The following is a 19,677-nucleotide window of genomic DNA, read 5'->3' on the forward strand; positions in this document are numbered from 1 at the left end:
TCCGCATTGCTCATGCGTTCTTTGCGGGCCATTCATCTTTTGGGCGACTGTTCCCGGTCAAAGATCCATAAATCCACCCGGGAGCACGTTTCGTGGCAGCCCTCGCACGCTGGTGTGTCCAGCGCCGCCTCGTCGCCGTTCTGCTGTGGCTCCTCGCCTTCGGCGGGGTGACCGCGGCCGCCGTGGCCACCGGCTCGGCGTACTCGAACGACTACGAGGTCCCCGGCACCGAGTCGGGCCGCGCCACCCAGCTGCTGCAGGAAGGCTTCCCGGAACTCGGCGGTGACAGCGACACCGTCGTCTGGCACACCACGTCCGGCACGGTCCGTGCCTCCGCCGTCGAACAGACCATGACCCGGACCCTCGACGAGATCGCCGATCTGCCCGGAGTGGCCACCGTCGTCAGTCCGTACGACGAACAGGGCGCCGCCCAGATCAGCGAGAACGGCCGTACCGCGTACGCCACGGTCACCTTCGACGACCGGGCCGAGGACATCGACAAGGGCCAGCCGCAGGCCGTCGTCGACACCGCCGAGGCGGCCGGCGGCGACGGACTCCAGGTGGAGCTGGGCGGCAGCGCCATCGCCCTCACCGAGTCCTCGGGCGGACATCTCGCCGAGGCCGTCGGCGTGCTCGTCGCCGCGGTCGTGCTGTTCCTCGCCTTCGGCTCGCTCGCCGCCTCGCTGCTGCCCATCGCCACCGCGCTGGTGAGCGTCGGCACGGCGTACGCCGGGATCGTGCTGCTCGGGCACGCCATGACCGTCGCCGACTTCGCGCCCATGCTCGGCATGCTGATCGGGCTCGGCGTCGGCATCGACTACGCCCTGTTCATCGTGACCCGGCACCGGCGCGGACTGAAACGCGGGCTCGGTGTCGCCGAGTCCATCTCCAACGCCGTCGCGACCACCGGACGGGCCGTCGTCTTCGCGGGTGCCACGGTTTGCATCGCCCTGCTGGGCATGCTGATCCTCCGGCTGAGCTTCCTCAACGGCGTCGCGATAGCCGCCTCGCTCACCGTCGTCCTCACCGTCGCGGCCTCCGTCACCCTGCTGCCCGCCCTGCTCTCCTTCATCGGCATGCGCGCCCTGAGCCGGCGCGAGCGACGGCACCTGGACGAGCACGGGCCCCAGCCCGAGCTGCCGACCGGGCTCGCCGCGCGCTGGTCGGCGTTCGTGGAACGCCACCCCAAGCTGCTCGGCGCGGTCGCTCTGGCCGTCATGACCGTCCTGGCCCTGCCCACGCTGGGGCTGCACCTCGGCACCTCCGACCAGGGCAACAACCCACAGGCGTCCACCACCCGCCAGGCCTACGACCTGCTCGCCGCCGGCTTCGGCCCCGGCGTCAACGGCCCGCTGACCCTGGTGACACAGATCGACGGCGCCGAGGACAAGCTCCTCCTCGACAACCTCGACGCCACCATCCGCACCACCGAGGGCGTCGCCTCGGCGACACCGGTGACCTACGACGCGAGCGGGGGCACCGGATACTTCACGATCGTCCCGGAGTCGTCCCCGCAGTCCCAGAAGACCAGCGACCTCGTCGACCGGCTGCGCACCGAGGTGCTGCCACGCGCCGAGACCGGCACCTCGCTCGACATCCAGGTCGGCGGTGTGACGGCGTCGTACGACGACTTCGCCGAGGTGATCGTCGGCAAGCTGCCCCTGTTCGTCGGCGTCGTCATCGGCCTGGGCTGTCTGCTGCTCCTGCTCGCCTTCCGGTCCGTCGGCATCCCGCTGAAGGCAGCCGCGATGAACGTCGCCGCGGTCGCCGCCGCCTTCGGGATCGTCGTCGCGATCTTCCAGTGGGGCTGGGGGAGCGAGTTCCTGGGCCTCGGCCGGGCGGGACCGATCGAACCCTTCCTACCGGTGATCATGGTGTCTGTGCTCTTCGGGCTCTCCATGGACTACCAGGTCTTCCTGGTCAGCCGGATGTACGAGGAGTGGCTGGAGACCGGCGACAACCGGCGGGCCGTCCGCGTCGGGCTCGCCGAGACCAGCCGGGTGATCAACTCCGCCGCGGTCATCATGATCTCGGTCTTCCTCGCCTTCGTCCTCAGCGGCGACCGCGTGATCGCCATGTTCGGCATCGCGCTGGCCGCCGCCGTCGCCCTCGACGCCTTCGTCCTGCGCACGCTGCTCGTCCCCGCCCTCATGCACCTGCTCGGCGGCGCCAACTGGTGGCTGCCGGGCTGGCTGGACCGCCGGATGCCGCGCATCAGCATCGAGCCGCCCGAGCGCCGGGCCGCCCATGCGAGGCTGGACGGCGTCGTGGCGGAGCTGGAGAAGGAGCGGGACATCGATGTACGCGATATCGCTGGGTGACGGTGCCGAACTGCGCCCACTGGAACCGTGGCACGCGGAGGAGTTCCTGGCGAACCTGGACCGCGGCAGGGAGTTCATCGGGGAGTTCATCCCCTTCGGCTCCAAGGCGGTGGACGTGGAGTCCGCGCGCGAGACGCTCCAGCGCTACGCCCGGATGCGCGCCGACGACACCGGCGGCTACCACGGCATCTGGCTGGACGGAAAGCTCGTGGGCGGAGTGCTCACCCTCAACTTCGACGCCGCTCAGGGCAACGCCGAGGTCGGCTGCTGGCTGGAGCCCGCCGCCACCGGGCGCGGGCTGATCACCCGGGCGATGCGGGTGCTCATCGACTGGGTGATCGAGGGGCGCGGCATCCACCGTGTCGAATGGATCGCCGCCGCCGGCAACACCAACAGCCTCAATGTCGCCCGGCGGCTGGGGATGACCCGCGACGGCGTCCACCGTCAGGCGCACCCCTATGGTGGGATGCGGCACGATCTCGAGGTTTGGTCGGTGCTGGCGCCCGAATGGCGTGAGGCACGCGCGCGTGCCGCTCACAGCGATCATTAAGAGACCTCTCAGACTGCGTCCGTACGGTGCGAGGTATGGGAACCAAGACTGTTGACGAGACCGGGGCCGAGACGGGCCCCGAGGCCAGGACCGACGAGGAGAAGGTGGACGTCACGAAGAGCGACGCCGTGGGCGCCGACGAGGTGATCGAGGCCGACGACGCCGAGGACGGCGACGAGGCCGAGGTCCTCGAGGGCCTCGGCGAGGACGAGAAGGAGGGCCCGTCCGGCGTCGGCCAGGGTGCGGCCGCCGTCGTGTCCGCCGGGCTCGGTCTTGTCTCCCTCACCGGTGGCTGGATCGGTACGGTCGCCGCCGCCCGCGAGACCCTCGTGGGTCAGCTGGAGACGGCGTCGACCGCGACCGTCGCCACGCAGGTCAAGGAGATCTACGGCGACGCCTGGCAGACCTCCGCTCTGTGGGCCGGCTTCTTCGCGCTGGCCGCGCTGATCGTGGGCGTCTTCGTGCTGGCCCGGCCCGCCTTCGGGGCGCCCGGCAAGCCGCAGGCCCCGTGGATCAAGTCGGTCGGCTGGGCGGGCGTCTCGCTCGGGGTCATCGGCCTGCTCCTGGCCGTCCTCAAGTACACCGACGTCCTGCTCGGACTGCCGTCCACGAGCTGAATCACCGCAGGTCACCAAGGGGTCTTAGGCCGAGCGTAAGCACCTTACGCGGCGCCTGAGGCCCCTTAGGCATGTCTAAGGCCCCCACGGTGGCCGAAGATGCGGAACTCTCCCGATGTGGCGGACCCGCCTTGGAGACGAAGGTAAAGGCATCGCAGAAAGCGAAGCACGAAACCGACTCTCCCAAGGGGACACCATGTACGAGTACGAGCTCTCCCAGCTTCGTTCCGCCGACCTGCTCCGTCAGGCCCAGCAGGAGCGTCTGGCCCGCGAGGCGGTCCGCAGCCGCCGTGCCGCCCGCCGCGAGGCAGCCGGCCACGACACCGAGGGCGAGGTGCATACCGGGCTCAGCCGCCGGCTCCGCTTCCTGCGCGCCGCGTGACCGCGGGGGAGGGGGACGGCCGCCCGCCGACCGAGGCGGCCGTCCCCCTGAACGCCGGGGTGGTGGCAGTGGGCACCATGACGGCGGAAGCGGACACGCTCCCCGCGAAAACCGGTGCCGCGCTGTCGGACCCCCGTGCGATGCTCGGGCCCGTGGAGACCAGGTCCGTCAGTCCCGTGTTCGTAGGTCGCGCCGATGAACTGACCAACTTGAACGAGGCGCTCGCCCGTGCCGCCGCGGGCGAGCCGCAGGCGTTACTGATCGGCGGCGAGGCCGGCGTCGGCAAGACCCGACTCGTCGAGGAGTTCGCCACCGCGGCCGGCGGACAGGGCGCGGTCGTCGCGCTCGGCGGCTGCGTCGAGATCGGCGCCGACGGGCTGCCCTTCGCCCCGTTCTCCACCGCGCTGCGTGCGCTGCGCCGCGCACTGCCGGACGAGATGACCGTCGCGGCCGCAGGCCAGGAGGAGGAACTGGCCCGGCTCCTGCCCGAACTGGGCGAGGCGCCCTCGGGACGCCACGACGAGCAGAGCATGGCCCGTCTCTTCGAACTCACCGCCCGCGTGCTGGAGCGCGTCGCCGCCGACCGCACGGTCGTCGTCGCCCTCGAAGACCTGCACTGGGCCGACGCCTCCACCCGCCACCTCCTCGCCTACCTCTTCCGCACCCTGCGCACCGGCCGCCTCGTCGTCCTCGCCACCTACCGCGCCGACGACATCCACCGCCGCCACCCGCTGCGCCCCCTGCTCGCCGAACTCGACCGGCTGCGCACCGTCCGCCGCCTCGAACTCGGCCGCTTCAACCGCACCGAGGTCGGCCGTCAGATCGCCGGCATCCTCGCCTGCGAACCCGACCCGGCCACCGTCGACGACATCTTCGAACGCTCCGACGGCAACGCCTTCTTCGTCGAGGAACTCGCCGTCGCCGCCCACGAGGGCTGCTGTGCCGGCCTCACCGACTCACTGCGCGACCTGCTCCTGGTCCGCGTCGAGGGACTGCCCGAGAGCACCCAGCGGGTCGCCCGGGTCGTCGCCGAGGGCGGCTCCACCGTCGAGTACCGGCTGCTCGCCGCCGTCGCCGGGCTCGCCGAGGACGACCTCATCGAGGCGCTGCGGGCCGCCGTGAACGCCAACATCCTCAGCGCCGCACCCGACGGCGACGGCTACCGCTTCCGCCACTCCCTGGTCCGCGAGGCCGTCAGCGACGACCTGCTGCCCGGCGAGCGCTCCCGCCTCAACCGCCGCTACGCCGAGGCCCTGGAGACCGACCCGGCGCTCGTGCCGGCCGACGGCCGCGTCATGCGCCTGGCCAGCTACTGGTACCACGCCCACGACGCCGCCAAGGCCCTGCCCGCCGTCCTGGACGCCTCCGTCACCGCCCGCCGCCGGCACGCCTACTCCGAACAACTGCGGCTCCTGGAACGCGCGATGGAGCTCTGGGACACCGCCCCCGAGGACGTACGGGACGCCCTGCGCCCCGTCGACTACGCCGAGGTCTACCCCGCCTGCGGCTGCGACCCGGCCACCACCCCGCTGCGCTATCTCGACCTGATGGCCGAGGCCGCCGTGGCCGGCCGGCTCTGCGGGGAACGGGAACGCGCCCTGAAGATCACCAAGCGGGCGCTGCACCTCCTGGAGGAGGAGGGCGATCCGCTGCGCAGCGCCTGGTTCTGGGTACAGCGCTCCCGGCTGATCTCGGCGCTGTCCCGGGGCGACGGCTGGCAGGAACTGGCCACCGCCCAGGAGCTGGTACGCGGCCTGCCGCCCTCCGAGGTGCACGCCGAGGTCCTCGCCAGCGTCGCCAACTGGTCCATGGTGCACGTCCCCGGCCCCAACGCCTTCTTCGCCGCCGAGCGCGCCGTGGAGTACGCGCGCATGCTCGGCGTCCGCGAGATCGAGATGAACGCCCGGCTCACCCTCGGCAGCCTCAAGGTCCACGCCGGTGACATCGAGACGGGACTCGGCGAGATGCTGGAGGTCAAGCGGGAGACGGTCGAGCACGGCCTCTCCGCCGTCGCGGCCCGCGTCTATGTGAACCTGCCGGACGCCCTCGAAGCCGTCGGACGCTCCGCCGACGCCGTGCCCATCCTGGAGGAAGGGCTCGCCTACACCCGGCAGTTCGGCCTCCCGGACAGCGAGGCCTGGGCCTGGGGCAACCTCGCCGAATCCCTCTGCAGCCTGGGCCGCTGGGACGAGGCCGCCGAAGCCTCAGTCAACGCCGGGCGGGTCGGGCAGAGCGCCAAGCCCCGCGGCTTCCATGCCCGCCTGCGCGCCGAACTCGCCCTCGCCCGAGGTGACCTGGCCGAGTCCGGCCACCAACTGGCCGCGTCCCGAAGCCACTTCGGCAGCCACGACCGGCCGCCCCAGAACGAGATCCCCCTCGCCCGCATCGCCATCGGCGTCGCCGCCGGCGAGGGCCGCCTCCTGGACGCCCGCGCCGAACTCGAACGCGCCATGGACACGGGCTTCCCGCCCGACACCCAGCGCTACGCCTGGCCCCTCCTGCGGACCGCCGCCGCCATGGAGGCCGACGCCCTCGGCCTGCCCGCCGCCGACCCCGGCCGCGCCGAACTCCTCGAACGCATCCGTACGGCCGCCAGACCCCTGGCCACCAACGTCCCTGTGTGGCAGGCCCACGAACGCTGGGTCCGCGCGGAGCTTCTGCGCGCCGAGGGCATGAGCGACCCCGACGACTGGTCTGAGGTGACCGCCGCCTTCGAGCGCCTGGACCGCCCCTACGACCTCGCCCGCGTCCGCCACCGCCTCGCCGAGGCCCTCCTGACCACCGGCGGCGAGGACGAACGCGACCGCGCTACGGAACTGCTCCGCCTCGCCCACGCCGTCGCCCGCCACCTCGGTGCCCGTCCCCTGACCGACGCCGTCACCCAGCTCGCCCAGCGCGCCCGCCTCCCCATGGCCCGCGCCCCGAAGCGGTCCCAGGCCCCGACGGCCGATTCCCTCGGCCTCACCGGCCGGGAACGTGACGTGCTGCGCCTGGTCTCCGCCGGCCGCAGCAACCGCCAGATAGCCGAGGAGCTGTTCATCTCCCCGAAGACGGCCAGCGTCCATGTCTCGAACATCCTGGCCAAGCTCGGCGTCTCGGGCCGGGGCGAGGCCGCGGCCGTGGCACACCGGTTGGGGCTGTTCCCGGCGGAGCCGCTCACCGGCCGGACGGCGGGGTGACGCCCCGAGGGAGCGGGGGCCACGGGCTCACCATTCGGACGAACGGAGTCAGGCTTACGCTGTAAAGGACGTCGGCCCAGGGAGGTCCCGTGTTCAACGCCTTCGAGGAACTGTTCGCACCGGGTCGAAAACACACCCAGGACGAAGAGAACCGGCTGGCGCTGACACGGGAGGACATCGGTGACAACGACCCCGGACGCGGGCCGATAGACCTCGCGTCCGGCAAGGTCGTCGTACGGCGGCCGACGCCGGACGAGGACGGGTCCGCCCAGGACTGACGGCCCGGTCAGCTCACCTGTACCTGCAGGATCCGGTCGTCCCCCTCCTTCGGGTCCCCCCTCCCGTCCGTGTTGCTGGTGACCAGCCACAGCTTGTCGCCGCCCGCCGACACCACCGTGCGCAGCCGGCCGTACTCACTCTCCAGGAACGCCTGCGGGTCTGCCGAGGCCTCGGTGCCCTTCAGCGGGACGCGCCACAGGCGCTGGCCCTTCAGCCCCGCCATCCATATCGAGCCCTCGGCGTAGGCGATACCGCTGGGAGAGGCGTCATCCGTGGCCCACTGGGCTATCGGGTTGCGGAAGTCGCCGTCGTCGGACGTGCCCTCGACCTCCGGCCAGCCGAAGTTGCCACCCGGCTCGATCGCGTTCAGCTCGTCCCAGGTGTCCTGGCCGAACTCCGAGGCGAACAGACGCTGCTTGGCGTCCCAGGCCAGGCCCTGCACATTGCGGTGGCCGAACGAGTACACCGGGGAGTCGGGGAACGGGTTGCCCGGAGCCGGCTCCCCCTCCGGCGTCAGCCGCAGGATCTTGCCGCCCAGGGACTTCTTGTCCTGGGACAGACCGGTGTTGCCGCTCTCGCCCGTGCCCGCGTACAGCATCTTGTCCGGGCCGAAGGCGATCCGGCCGCCATTGTGGATATAGCCCTTGGGGATGCCCCTGAAGACGGTGTCCGGTGCGCCCAGCTGCTCGCCGGAGGGCTTCTCCTCCGCGTACAGCATGCGGACGATGCGGTTGTCCGAGGCCGAGGTGAAGTAGGCGTAGACCATGTGGTCCGAGGCGTAGTCCGGAGACAGCGCGAGGCCCATGAGCCCGCCCTCACCGGCGGGGGAGACCCCCGGCACCTCGCCCAGCTCGGTCTTCCTGCCGGTCTCCCCGTCGATCCGGGTGATCGTCGCCTTGTCCCGGGAGGAGACCAGCAGATCGCCGTCGGGCAGCGGGGCCAGGCCCCAGGGAGTGTCCAGCCCGGTGGCGGCGGTGCGGAGCACCTTCACCGAGCCCTTCGCGGGGGGTGTCTCCTCGGCGGCCTGCTGGGTGGGGGAGGCCTCCGACGTCGTACCGCTGCTCGCTGTCGTACCACCGCCCGGCGCCCCGCCACCGCCATCGTCCGAGGAACATCCGGCCGTCACCAGGAGCGCGGTTGCGGCCAACACGGCCGACACTGCTCGTCGTTGCACGATCTCGGTCCCTTCGACGCGGTGGCTTCTACTGTTCTTACACCGCTCGGGCCTCACAGGTTCCCGATCTCCGGGACCCGAACCGCCAAGGGCCTCTCAGACACAGGATCCCGTCAGTCCCAGGATCCCCGTGCCCCGGGCAGTGCCGCCACCTCCGCCAGGTCCTGCGCGGAGAGCCGCAGCTCGGCCGCCGCCGCGTTCTCCGTCACCCAGCGCTCCTGCTTGGCGCCGGGGACCGGGACCACGTGGCGGCCCCGGGCCAGCACCCACGCCAAGGCCACCTGAGCGGGTGTGACGGCGTCGCCGTGGCGGGCGGCGATGCGGCGCAGGCCGACGACGATCGGCTGGTTGGCGGCCATCATCTCCGCCGTGAAGCGGGGGTGGCGGGCGCGGACGTCGTCCGGTTCGAAGCCCTCGCCGGGGGTCAGGGTGCCGGTGAGGAAGCCGTTGCCCAGCGGCATCGCCGCCAGGAAGCCGACGCCGCGGGCCTCGCACCACGGCAGCAGCGACTCCAGGGCCTCCGGCGACCACACCGACAGCTCCGCCTCCACCGCGCTCACCGGGAAGACCTGCTGGACGCGCTGCAGCTGGCGGATCGTCGCGTCGTGCAGACGGGCCCCGGACCGACGGCCGCCTCGCGCGCCCACCGCGCACAGCCCCAGCGACCGCACCTTGCCGGCCTGCACCAGCTCCGCCATCGCGCCCCAGGTCTCCTCGACCGGGACCTCGGGGTCGGCCCGATGCAGCTGGTACAGGTCGATCACGTCCGTCTGCAGCCGCCGCAGCGACGCGTCGCACGCCCGCCTCACATAACCGGGCCGGCCGTTGGCCACGATGTGCTGCTCGCCGACCAGCAGCCCCACCTTCGTCGACACGAAGGCCTCCCCGCGCCGCTCCTTCAACACCCGCCCCACCAACAGCTCATTGGTGAACGGGCCGTACATGTCGGCCGTGTCCAGCAGCGTCGAGCCCAGGTCCAGCGCCCGGTGCACGGCCCTGAACGACTCCTCACCCCGCTGCCGCGACCCGCTGTAGGCCCAGCTCATCGGCATGCAACCGAGTCCGACATCCCCCACCGCGAGCGCCGCCGCCCCGATCGTCCTGCGCTCCACCTGCTCGTGACCCTCCCTCTTCCGGCACCCCACAACCTAACCTCTGCGCCCTCACGCACCTGACATAGCCTCGGACCATGACCGCTGACGTGTGGCTCCCCATCCCGCCGGAAGAGATCGCAGGGCTCCCGGAAGGACCCCACTACCTTTTCTGGGACGGGGGTGAGGACGGCAGGCGGGAGTTCCCCGGGGACCCGGCCGACTGCGTCGTGTACGTCGTGCCCTACATGAAGCGGCAGCCCGTGAAGGTCCGCCCGCTGAAGGAGATGCGCAACCTGCGGCTCGTCCAGACGCTCACGGCAGGCGTCGACGACGTCCTGGCGCAACTGGACGACATCGTGCCCGGCGTGGAGCTGTGCAACGCGCGCGGTGTGCACGAGGCGAGCACCGCCGAGCTCGCCCTCACCCTCACGCTGGCCTCGCTGCGCGGCATCCCCGGGTTCGTCCGCGCCCAGCAACAGGAGCACTGGCAGGGCGACTTCCACCCGGCGCTCGCCGACAAGTCGGTGCTCATCGTCGGCTACGGCTCCATCGGCGCCGCCATCGAGGACCGGCTCGTACCGTTCGAGGTCGCGCGGGTGGCGCGCGTCGCGCGCTCCGCGCGCACCACGGAGCGCGGACCGGTGCACGCCCTCACCGAACTGCCCGCCCTGCTACCGGAGGCGGACGTCGTCATCCTCTCCACGCCGCTGAACGACACCACCCGTGGTCTGGTGAACTCCGGGTTCCTGGCCCGGATGAAGGACGGCGCTCTTCTGGTGAACGTCGCGCGCGGTGGCGTCGTCGACACCAAGGCCCTGCTCGCCGAATTGGAGAGCGGTCGGATCACCGCGGCCCTGGACGTCGTCGACCCCGAACCCCTGCCCGCGGGGCACCCGTTGTGGCAGGCGCCCGGCGTGCTCATCAGCCCCCACGTGGGCGGACCGACGTCCGCGTTCCTGCCGCGCGCCAAGCGGCTGTTGGTGGACCAGTTGGGGCGATTCGTGAACCAGGAGCCATTGCGCAACGTGATCCTTACGACGGGCCCCACAAGCGCTGAGATCCGCGGAGCAACAAGCGCGTAATCCGTTTCCGGTACCCTCCGCAACCCCCCGGACGCGGTCCGTGCTCGCATCCCCGCTGGTCGTCACGGAGCGTAGAGGAACTATGTCCCTGAGTGACGAGACTGGTGTATCGTCCCGACAGGGGCTGCGCCGCGCACCGTTCGGCGCCGGGGATGGACATTGCAGACTGTGAGGGGGGCGACGGGCGATGCACGGCCTATGGACGAACGATCCGACGCGGCGAAGCCGCCGACGGCGACCCTGGCGCACGGCCGCGCGCAGACGCGGTCACCACGGCAGCCACAGCTGCCGTCACAGCCATCACCACCGCAGGCACAGCAGCCGCAGGAGGCATGCGCATCCAGCGACCCCGGACTCCCGGGACCCTGGAGCGGCGCGGACCAGGAGGGTTCGGTGAGTTCGCCGCCGCCTCCCACGACCACCCTCAACGGAGCGCTGCGGGCACAGCCTTCGCCAGGGGCGCTGCCACCCCGGCCGCCGGCCTCCGCCAGCCGGACGAGCCTGGTCCACCAACTCGTACTGGCCCTGGTGTGCGCGGGATACGCCGTCGGTTCCGCGCTCGGCTGGGGCTCCCAGGAAGTCGCGCTGATCATGGGCGACTTCGGACTGAGTGCCGCGGCGGGCATCGCCGCCGTCTCCTGCTTCCTCTACGCCCGTAACCGGCGCGTCCGCTTTCGACTCGCCTGGATACTGTTCGCCCTCTCCTCCGCCATGGCGTCCCTGGGCAACCTGGTCTGGGGGTGGTACGAGGTCGTTCTGCAACGGCCCGTGCCCACCCCCAGCTACGCCGACGGGTTCTTCCTGTGCTTCGCGCCGCCCGCCATCGTGGGCCTGCTGGTCCTCGCCAAACGGCCGGTGACGAAGGCCGGTTGGGTCTGCCTCGGTCTGGACGCCTGGCTGATCGGCGGCTCGCTGCTCACGCTCTCGTGGAGCCTGGCCCTCGCCCAGGCGGCGCGGTCCGAAGGGTCGAGCGTGTCGCAGATCGCGCTGTCGCTCGCCTACCCGTTGCTGGACATCGCCCTGGTCAGCATGGTGCTCGCGCTGCACTTCCGGCGCTCGGCGATGAACCGTACGGCGGTGAACACCGCGATCGGCGCACTCGCCCTGACCGTCATGTGCGACGCCCTGTTCACCTCGCCGCTGGTCCAGAACGCCTACCGCTCCGGCCAGTTGCTGGACGCGGGCTGGTTCGCGGGCTCGCTCCTGCTCGCCTATGCGCCCTGGGCCGCACCTCGCCAGGGGCAGCCGGGCACCGAAGGGCAGGACGGCGCGGGACACACGCGCGTGGTCCACGAGCATGTGCCGGGACAGCGCGGCGGCATCCATCACCACGCACCCCCGCAGGGAGGTGATCACAGCCGGTATCCGGCCGCGGGGCCCATTGTCGGCTCCCTGTCCGCGCTCACTCCGTATCTCGCCGCCGCCGTCTGCACGCTGGGCATCCTCTACAACGTCCTCAACGGCCACAGCGTCGACCGCGTGGTGCTCCTCACCGGCGGCACCGTCGTGCTCGCCCTCGTGGTGCGCCAGGGCATCATGCTGCTCGACAACATCACCCTCACCCAGGAACTGGCGCAGAAGGAGAACCACTTCCGCTCCCTGGTGCAGGGCTCCAGCGACGTCATCATGATCGCCGCACCCAACGGGATCCTCCGCTACGTCTCCCCGGCCGCCGCCGGTGTCTACGGCTGCCCCGCGGAGGACCTCGTGGGCACCGAACTGGCCAATCTCATCCACCCGGAGGACCTGGGCTGCGTGGTGCACGAGGTGCGCCGCTTCCTTGCCGCCAACCCTCTCGATGAACCCACTACGCGCATCGAGTGCCGTTTCCGGTCCGGCGACGGAGGCTGGCTCAATGTCGAGTCCACCGTCAACCGCCACCACGGCGGCCTCATCTTCAACAGCCGGGACGTGACCGAAAGAGTGCGCCTGCAGGCGCAGCTCCAGCACAACGCCGAACACGACCCGCTCACCGACCTGCCCAACCGCGCCCTGTTCACCAAGCGCGTCCAGCACGCGCTCTCCGGCCGCCGCGCCTCCGACCGCGGCACCGCCGTCCTCTTCATCGACCTCGACGGCTTCAAGGCCGTCAACGACACGATCGGGCACCAGGCCGGGGACGAGCTGCTCGTCCAGGCCGCCCGCAGACTCCAGGACGCGGTCCGGCACGGCGACACCGCGTCCAGGCTCGGCGGCGACGAGTTCGCGGCCCTGATCGTCGGTGACGGCACCCGTGACCGCAGCGCCCGTGAACGGCACATCCTGGAGCTCGCCGACCGCCTCAGGATCACGCTCTCGCAGCCCTACCTCATCGACGGCAACGATGTCCGCGTCGCCGCCTCCATCGGCGTCGCGTTCTCCGAGCCGGGTCTCGGCGCGGGCGAGATCCTGCGCAACGCCGACCTGGCCATGTACCGCGCCAAGTCAGCCGGAAAGGGGCGCGTCGAGCTGTACGCGCCCCAGATGCAGCAGGACGTCGTACGCAAGGCGGAGCTCGCCACGCGCCTGCGCGCCGCACTGCACGACGGCGAGTTCGCGCTGCTGCACCAGCCCGTGGTCTGCCTGGAGGACGGCCGGATCACCTCGGTCGCCGCCCAGGCACGCTGGCGCTCCTCGCAGGGGGTGCTCTTCACGCCGGCCGAGTTCCTCAGGGTCGCCGAGGACAGCGACAAGACCGCCGAGCTGGGCCGCTGGATGCTGGAGGAGGCCGTCGACCAGGCCGCCGAGCGCGCCGCGACCGGGCTGACCATGCCGGTGTCCGTCCGGATGAACGCCCGCCGGCTGCTGGACCGCTCCCTTCCGCTCGGCTCGATCGAGGCCCTGCTGACCCGGCACGGGCTGCCCTCCGGGTCGCTGGTCATCGAGCTGTCCGAGACCGACCCCCGGGTCTCCCTCGACGAGCTGGAACGCCGTCTCGGCGCCCTGCGCAGGCTCGGTGTCCGGATCGCCCTGGACGGCTTCGGAAGCGGATACGCGGCGATCACGGCACTGCGCAGACTCCCCGTCGACGTGCTCAAACTCGACCGCAGTCTGGTCGAGGGGGTCGTGGAGTCCGCGCGGCTGCACAAGATCACCAGTGGGCTGCTCAGGATCGCCGGGGATCTCGGGCTGCAGTCCGTGGCCGACGGCGTGGATCTGCCCGAGCAGGTCGTGGCGCTGCGGGCGATGGGGTGCACACATGGACAGGGAATGGCGTTTTCCGGTCCATTGGACGAGTACCGGCTGCGCCGGGCGCTCGGTTCCGGTCATTATCCGGTTCCGCACGGACCGGCGGAGCCCGCGTTCGCGGGGGGCGGTGCGGGGGTGTACACAAGTGGTGTGCCCGCTGTTCTCGGAGGCGGAAGTGCCCTTCGCTCACATAATGAGACTCCCGTCCCACCCGCTTGACACTGGGTGTGCGCCGGGGGGAGGGTCAGTGCCATGCGCACCCGAATTCTCGTACTTGGAAAGCGCGTCGGCTGAGCTGGTGACGTCCGGATCGACCCGGAACTCCCAGCGACCACACCCGGCGCGCTCCCCTCGCTTGCCTCTTGGCACGAGGGGTTTTTTGTTGCACAGACACCAGGCGTAAAAAGCGTCACACCGTACAAACCTCGCAAAAACCCTCAGCATCGAGAAGAGAATGACGATGACCGAGCAGGCCACCGGGGCCCATCCGCAGCCGCGGCCCCGATCCGGAGGACAGCAGTCCGCCCCCGAGCACGTCACGGGCGCGCAGTCCCTCATCCGCTCTCTCGAGGAGGTCGGCGCCGAGACGGTATTCGGCATCCCCGGCGGTGCGATCCTGCCCGCGTACGACCCGCTGATGGACTCCCGGCGGGTGCGCCACGTCCTGGTCCGTCACGAGCAGGGCGCCGGCCACGCGGCCACCGGTTACGCGCAGGCCACCGGCAAGGTCGGCGTCTGCATGGCGACCTCCGGACCCGGTGCCACCAACCTGGTGACGCCGATCGCGGACGCACACATGGACTCGGTGCCGCTCGTGGCGATCACCGGGCAGGTCGCGTCCAAGGCGATCGGCACGGACGCCTTCCAGGAGGCGGACATCGTCGGCATCACGATGCCGATCACCAAGCACAACTTCCTCGTCACCAAGGCCGAGGACATCCCGCGGGTGATCGCGCAGGCGTTCCACATCGCCTCCACCGGCCGCCCCGGCCCGGTCCTGGTCGACATCGCCAAGGACGCCCTCCAGGCACGGACCACCTTCTCCTGGCCGCCCGCCATGGACCTGCCCGGCTACCGGCCCGTCACCAAGCCGCACGCCAAGCAGATCCGCGAGGCCGCGAAGCTCATCACCAACGCCAAGCGGCCCGTCCTCTACGTCGGCGGCGGTGTCATCAAGGCACACGCCACCGCGGAGCTCAAGGTTCTCGCCGAGCTCACCGGAGCGCCCGTCACCACCACCCTGATGGCGCTCGGCGCATTCCCCGACAGCCACCCGCTGCACGTGGGAATGCCGGGCATGCACGGTGCGGTCACCGCCGTCACCGCGCTGCAGAAGGCCGACCTGATCGTCGCCCTCGGAGCCCGCTTCGACGACCGCGTCACCGGCAAGCTGGACAGCTTCGCCCCGTACGCCAAGATCGTCCACGCCGACATCGACCCGGCCGAGATCGGCAAGAACCGCGCCGCGGACGTGCCGATCGTCGGGGATGCCCGCGAGGTCATCGCCGACCTGGTCCAGGCGGTGCAGAAGGAGCACAGCGAGGGCCACCAGGGCGACTACACCTCCTGGTGGAAGGACCTCAACCGCTGGCGCGACACCTACCCGCTCGGCTACGACCAGCCCACCAACGGGACGCTGTCCCCGCAGCAGGTCATCGAGCGCATCGGTCAACTCGCGCCGGAGGGCACGATCTTCGCCGCGGGCGTGGGCCAGCACCAGATGTGGTCCGCGCACTACATCCAGTACGAGAAGCCCGCGACCTGGCTGAACTCCGGCGGCGCCGGAACGATGGGCTACGCGGTCCCGGCCGCGATGGGAGCCAAGGCCGGAGCCCCGGACCAGACGGTCTGGGCGATCGACGGCGACGGCTGCTTCCAGATGACCAATCAGGAGCTCACCACCTGCGCCCTGAACAACATCCCGATCAAGGTCGCCATCATCAACAACGGTGCCCTCGGGATGGTCCGCCAGTGGCAGACCCTCTTCTACAACCAGCGGTACTCCAACACCGTGCTGCACTCCGGCCCCGAAGACGTCAACCCGGAGGCCAGGGGCACCCGCGTCCCCGACTTCGTGAAGCTGTCGGAGGCCATGGGCTGCTACGCGATCCGCTGTGAGTCCCCGGACGACCTCGACAAGGTCATCGAAGAGGCGAACTCCATCAACGACCGCCCGGTCGTCGTCGACTTCATCGTCCACGAGGACGCGATGGTGTGGCCGATGGTCGCCGCCGGCACCTCCAACGACGAGATCCTGGCCGCCCGGGACGTCCGCCCCGACTTCGGCGACAACGAAGACGACTGAGCGAGAGAGACGTAAAAGATCATGTCCAAGCACACGCTCTCCGTCCTGGTGGAGAACAAGCCGGGCATCCTCGCCCGCATCGCCGCGCTCTTCTCCCGCCGCGGCTTCAACATCGACTCGCTCGCCGTCGGTGTCACCGAGCACGCCGACATCTCCCGCATCACGATCGTGGTGAGCGTCGAGGCGCTGCCCCTCGAGCAGGTCACCAAGCAGCTCAACAAGCTCGTCGAGGTGCTCAAGATCGTCGAGCTCGAACCGGCGAACGCCGTTCAGCGTGAACTCGTTCTGGTGAAGGTGCGCGCCGACAACGAGACGCGCTCGCAGATCGTCGAGATCGTCCAGCTGTTCCGCGCCAAGACCGTCGACGTCTCCCCGGAGGCCGTCACCATCGAGGCCACCGGCGGCAGCGACAAGCTGGAGGCCATGCTCAAGATGCTGGAGCCGTTCGGCATCAAGGAGCTCGTCCAGTCCGGCACGATCGCCATCGGCCGCGGCGCCCGTTCGATCACGGACCGCTCACTGCGCGCCCTCGACCGATCTGCGTGACGCTTGACACGGGCGGTCGCGATCATCGGCCGCCCGTATGGCGAGACCCCGAAACTTCACTTCACCCCGCCGTCATACGGTGGGAAGCAACACCTGCACTCAAGGAGAGAACCCAAAGTGGCCGAGCTGTTCTACGACGCCGACGCCGACCTGTCCATCATCCAGGGCCGCAAGGTCGCGGTCATCGGTTACGGCAGCCAGGGCCACGCCCACGCGCTGTCGCTGCGTGACTCGGGTGTCGACGTCCGGGTGGGTCTGCACGAGGGCTCGAAGTCCAAGGCCAAGGCCGAGGAGCAGGGCCTGCGCGTGGTGACGCCGTCGGAGGCCGCCGCCGAGGCCGACGTCATCATGATCCTGGTGCCGGACCCGATCCAGGCCCAGGTCTACGAGGAGTCCATCAAGGACAACCTCAACGACGGCGACGCGCTGTTCTTCGGCCACGGTCTGAACATCCGCTTCGACTTCATCAAGCCCCCGGCCGGCATCGACGTCTGCATGGTCGCCCCGAAGGGTCCGGGCCACCTCGTCCGTCGCCAGTACGAGGAGGGTCGCGGCGTTCCGTGCATCGCGGCCGTCGAGCAGGACGCCACGGGCAACGCCTTCGCGCTGGCCCTGTCGTACGCCAAGGGCATCGGCGGTACCCGCGCGGGCGTCATCAAGACGACCTTCACCGAGGAGACCGAGACCGACCTCTTCGGTGAGCAGGCCGTTCTCTGCGGTGGTACGGCCGCGCTGGTGAAGGCCGGTTTCGAGACGCTGACCGAGGCGGGCTACCAGCCCGAGATCGCGTACTTCGAGTGCCTGCACGAGCTGAAGCTGATCGTCGACCTCATGTACGAGGGCGGCCTGGAGAAGATGCGCTGGTCCGTCTCCGAGACCGCCGAGTGGGGCGACTACGTCACCGGTCCCCGCATCATCACGGACGCCACCAAGGCCGAGATGAAGAAGGTCCTCGCCGAGATCCAGGACGGCACCTTCGCGCGTGAGTGGATGGCCGAGTACCACGGCGGTCTGAAGAAGTACAACGAGTACAAGCAGCAGGACTCCGAGCACCTCCTGGAGACCACCGGCAAGCAGCTGCGCAAGCTGATGAGCTGGGTGGACGAGGAGGCGTAAGCCTCGGATGACGGGGCCGGAGCGCCATGCTCCGGCCCCGTTGTCCAGCCCGTCGAAGCACGGACGGGTGATCCTTCCGCAGAGGCGCAAGACGACCTCCGCCGCGCCACTACACTGGCGCACAACATTCGCGTCAGGCCCACAGCGTCGTGCGTCTTCCACGCGGCTTGCCACCTCCACCGCATGCGGCCGTCGGGACGGCCGTCCGCATTGGACATGTGAGGACTCACGTGAGCTCGAAACCTGTCGTACTCATCGCTGAAGAGCTGTCGCCCGCGACCGTCGACGCGCTTGGCCCGGACTTCGAGATCCGGCAGTGCAACGGCGCCGACCGGGCCGAGCTGCTGCCCGCCATCGCCGACGTGGACGCGATCCTGATCCGCTCCGCCACCAAGGTGGACGCCGAGGCGATCGCCGCAGCCAAGAAGCTGAAGGTCGTCGCGCGAGCCGGCGTCGGCCTGGACAATGTCGACGTCTCCGCCGCCACCAAGGCCGGCGTGATGGTCGTCAACGCCCCCACCTCCAACATCGTCACCGCCGCCGAGCTGGCCTGCGGTCTGCTGCTGGCCACCGCGCGCCACATCCCGCAGGCCAACACCGCCCTGAAGAACGGCGAGTGGAAGCGCAGCAAGTACACGGGTGTCGAGCTGGCGGAGAAGACCCTCGGTGTCGTCGGCCTCGGCCGCATCGGCGCGCTCGTCGCCCAGCGCATGTCGGCCTTCGGTATGAAGGTCGTGGCCTACGACCCCTACGTGCAGCCCGCTCGGGCCGCGCAGATGGGCGTGAAGGTCCTCTCCCTCGACGAGCTGCTCGAGGTCTCCGACTTCATCACCGTGCACCTGCCCAAGACCCCCGAGACCCTCGGTCTCATCGGCGACGAGGCCCTGCACAAGGTCAAGCCGAGCGTGCGCATCGTCAACGCCGCGCGCGGCGGGATCGTCGACGAGACGGCGCTGTTCTCGGCGCTCAAGGAGGGCCGCGTCGCCGGCGCCGGCCTCGACGTGTACGCGAAGGAGCCCTGCACGGACTCCCCGCTCTTCGAGCTCGACGAGGTCGTCTGCACCCCGCACCTCGGCGCCTCCACCGACGAGGCCCAGGAGAAGGCCGGTATCGCCGTCGCCCGCTCCGTGCGCCTCGCGCTCGCCGGTGAGCTGGTCCCGGACGCGGTCAACGTCCAGGGCGGCGTCATCGCCGAGGACGTCAAGCCGGGCCTGCCGCTCGCCGAGCGCCTCGGCCGGATCTTCACCGCGCTCGCCGGTGAGGTCGCGGTCCGCCTCGACGTCGAGGTCTACGGCGAGATCACCCAGCACGACGTGAAGGTGCTGGAGCTCAGCGCCCTCAAGGGTGTCTTCGAGGACGTCGTCGACGAGACCGTGTCGTACGTCAACGCCCCGCTGTTCGCGCAGGAGCGCGGCGTCGAGGTGCGCCTGACGACCAGCTCGGAGTCGGCCGACCACCGCAACGTCGTCACCGTGCGCGGCACGCTGGGCAACGGCGAGGAGGTCGCGGTCTCCGGCACGCTGGCCGGCCCCAAGCACCTCCAGAAGATCGTCGCGGTCGGCGAGTACGACGTCGACCTGGCCCTCGCCGATCACATGGTCGTCCTCAAGTACGAGGACCGCCCGGGCGTCGTCGGCACCGTGGGCCGCGTCTTCGGCGAGGCCGGCATCAACATCGCCGGCATGCAGGTGTCCCGTGCGGTGGCCGGCGGCGAGGCGCTGGCCGTACTGACCGTCGACGACACGGTGCCGGCGGGCGTGCTGGCCGAGGTGGCCGAGGAGATCGGCGCGACGTCGGCTCGTGCGGTGAACCTGGTCTGACGACCGACAGACAGAAAGGCCGGGCCGGTCGAGGCATCCTCGAC

General features: G+C 70.5%; 14 protein-coding genes. 12 read left to right on the forward strand and 2 right to left on the reverse strand.

Features of this window, described 5'->3' with window-relative positions; translation table 11 throughout:
* Positions 1–92: 92 nt before the first annotated feature.
* From TN53_RS29085 to TN53_RS29110, 6 genes are all read left to right on the forward strand, one after another.
* Complete coding sequence (locus tag TN53_RS29085) at positions 93–2,321, forward strand: MMPL family transporter (RefSeq protein ID WP_046261673.1); 2,229 nt, start codon at positions 93–95, stop codon at positions 2,319–2,321.
* Complete coding sequence (locus TN53_RS29090; protein ID WP_046261674.1) at positions 2,299–2,871, forward strand: GNAT family N-acetyltransferase; 573 nt, start codon at positions 2,299–2,301, stop codon at positions 2,869–2,871. The genes TN53_RS29085 and TN53_RS29090 overlap by 23 nt, the downstream gene beginning before the upstream one ends.
* A 35-nt stretch (positions 2,872–2,906) precedes the next feature.
* Positions 2,907–3,488, forward strand: a complete 582-nt coding sequence (locus TN53_RS29095) for a hypothetical protein (RefSeq protein ID WP_046261675.1) — start codon at positions 2,907–2,909, stop codon at positions 3,486–3,488.
* A 196-nt stretch (positions 3,489–3,684) separates the two neighbouring features.
* Positions 3,685–3,870, forward strand: a complete 186-nt coding sequence (locus tag TN53_RS29100; protein ID WP_046261676.1) for a hypothetical protein — start codon at positions 3,685–3,687, stop codon at positions 3,868–3,870.
* A gap of 140 nt (positions 3,871–4,010) precedes the next feature.
* On the forward strand, positions 4,011–7,049 hold the full coding sequence (locus TN53_RS29105; RefSeq protein ID WP_046261697.1) for a helix-turn-helix transcriptional regulator: 3,039 nt from the start codon (positions 4,011–4,013) through the stop codon (positions 7,047–7,049).
* Between the two features lie 89 nt (positions 7,050–7,138).
* Complete coding sequence (locus TN53_RS29110) at positions 7,139–7,327, forward strand: DUF6191 domain-containing protein (protein ID WP_046261677.1); 189 nt, start codon at positions 7,139–7,141, stop codon at positions 7,325–7,327.
* Between the two features lie 8 nt (positions 7,328–7,335).
* On the opposite strand, the gene TN53_RS29115 is transcribed toward TN53_RS29110, so the two are convergent.
* Positions 7,336–8,502 carry a PQQ-dependent sugar dehydrogenase gene (locus tag TN53_RS29115; protein ID WP_199924665.1) on the reverse strand — a complete coding sequence of 389 codons (1,167 nt, stop codon included), beginning with the start codon at positions 8,500–8,502 and terminating at the stop codon, positions 7,336–7,338.
* 113 nt (positions 8,503–8,615) lie between these two features.
* Positions 8,616–9,614 (reverse strand): aldo/keto reductase, encoded by a 999-nt coding sequence (locus TN53_RS29120; RefSeq protein ID WP_046261679.1) that lies wholly within the window; start codon positions 9,612–9,614, stop codon positions 8,616–8,618.
* A gap of 77 nt (positions 9,615–9,691) precedes the next feature.
* Here TN53_RS29120 and TN53_RS29125 point away from each other — a divergent pair, with 77 nt between their 5' ends.
* The 6 genes from TN53_RS29125 to serA all read left to right on the forward strand — a co-directional run bounded on the left by TN53_RS29125 (position 9,692) and on the right by serA (position 19,633).
* The gene (locus TN53_RS29125) at positions 9,692–10,678 is read left to right on the forward strand and encodes a 2-hydroxyacid dehydrogenase (protein WP_199924666.1); all 987 of its coding nucleotides are present in this window, start codon (positions 9,692–9,694) and stop codon (positions 10,676–10,678) included.
* Between the two features lie 393 nt (positions 10,679–11,071).
* A complete protein-coding gene (locus TN53_RS29130; protein WP_046261681.1) occupies positions 11,072–14,065 on the forward strand; it encodes a putative bifunctional diguanylate cyclase/phosphodiesterase in 2,994 nt (997 codons plus the stop codon).
* A gap of 235 nt (positions 14,066–14,300) precedes the next feature.
* The gene (locus tag TN53_RS29135; protein ID WP_046261682.1) at positions 14,301–16,151 is read left to right on the forward strand and encodes an acetolactate synthase large subunit; all 1,851 of its coding nucleotides are present in this window, start codon (positions 14,301–14,303) and stop codon (positions 16,149–16,151) included.
* Between the two features lie 21 nt (positions 16,152–16,172).
* On the forward strand, positions 16,173–16,697 hold the full coding sequence (gene ilvN, locus TN53_RS29140) for an acetolactate synthase small subunit (RefSeq protein WP_046261683.1): 525 nt from the start codon (positions 16,173–16,175) through the stop codon (positions 16,695–16,697).
* Positions 16,698–16,814: 117 nt separating this feature from the next.
* Positions 16,815–17,813: a ketol-acid reductoisomerase gene (ilvC, locus tag TN53_RS29145; protein WP_046261684.1), complete on the forward strand. Its 999-nt coding sequence runs from the start codon at positions 16,815–16,817 to the stop codon at positions 17,811–17,813.
* 230 nt (positions 17,814–18,043) lie between these two features.
* Complete coding sequence (serA, locus tag TN53_RS29150; RefSeq protein ID WP_046261685.1) at positions 18,044–19,633, forward strand: phosphoglycerate dehydrogenase; 1,590 nt, start codon at positions 18,044–18,046, stop codon at positions 19,631–19,633.
* Positions 19,634–19,677 lie beyond the last annotated feature (44 nt).

It is taken from the genome of Streptomyces sp. WM6386, assembly GCF_000972385.1.
GTDB lineage: Bacteria > Actinomycetota > Actinomycetes > Streptomycetales > Streptomycetaceae > Streptomyces.